Source organism: Bartonella sp. SD1336NMGDW (assembly GCF_042193565.1).
GTDB lineage: Bacteria > Pseudomonadota > Alphaproteobacteria > Rhizobiales > Rhizobiaceae > Bartonella > Bartonella grahamii.
Genome location: NZ_JBHILW010000087.1, coordinates 1 through 816 on the forward strand (window position 1 = coordinate 1; position 816 = coordinate 816).

Sequence of the window (816 nt, forward strand, 5' to 3'; positions counted from 1 at the left end):
AAATAAACAATTATGGTTTTTTGTTACCATTTTTATCAAGTCAATTTTATTAATAATAGTTATTAAAAAATCACAAAATTAGAATAACCACTTGAAAATATACCCATATGGGTATATTAATAATCATGAGTAAAATAAAACGTATCATTATGGCTTGGTTCTTCACTCAAAGATATAAAAAGTCTTCCTGATCTTATTCAACAAAGGATTGGTTATGCTCTTTATCTTGCTCAGATAGGAGATAGAGGAGAAAATGTTAAGGTTCTCAAGGGGTTTGGATCTGCCAATGTTCTAGAAATTATTGAACGCGATATTCAAGGAACTTATCGCGCTGTTTATACGATACAATATAAAAAATCTCTTTATGTGTTGCATTGTTTTCAGAAAAAATCGACCCGTGGCATTGCAACACCAAAACCAGACATTAATCTGATCAAAGAACGTCTCAAGTTAGCAGAACAATTAGAAGGGAATTAAAATGATCAATGTTTTTCACGGTAGTTCCAATGTTTATGCGGATCTTGGCTTTTCAGATTCCAGAGAGATGCTTATCAAAGCGCAACTTGCTCATAAGATTAGTCAAATTCTGAAAGAAAAGAACTTAACACAAAAACAGGCTAGTCAACTTTTGAAAATGACTCAACCAAAACTGTCTAAACTCTTAAGTGGAGAATTTCGAGGAATTAGTGAAATGAAAATGCTTGAGTGTTTGGCAAAATTGGGAAACGATATAAAGATTATTGTTAATCCGAAAGAAGTTAAAACGCTTGAAGGACATTTTGAAGTTGTTTTTTCTTCTTAAACTTCTTTATGATT

General features: G+C 31.5%; 2 protein-coding genes. Both read left to right on the forward strand.

The window, feature by feature from the left end:
- Positions 1–207 precede the first annotated feature (207 nt).
- A complete protein-coding gene (locus ACFIKH_RS09270; protein WP_375671547.1) occupies positions 208–477 on the forward strand; it encodes a type II toxin-antitoxin system RelE/ParE family toxin in 270 nt (89 codons plus the stop codon).
- A gap of 1 nt (position 478) precedes the next feature.
- Positions 479–802, forward strand: a complete 324-nt coding sequence (locus ACFIKH_RS09275; RefSeq protein WP_015856199.1) for a helix-turn-helix domain-containing protein — start codon at positions 479–481, stop codon at positions 800–802.
- Positions 803–816: the final 14 nt, after the last annotated feature.

Bases quoted from the DNA above. Each gene is read 5' to 3' on its own strand.
- ACFIKH_RS09275 (WP_015856199.1), top strand. From the start codon at position 479: ATGATCAATGTTTTTCACGGTAGTTCCAATGTTTATGCGGATCTTGGC.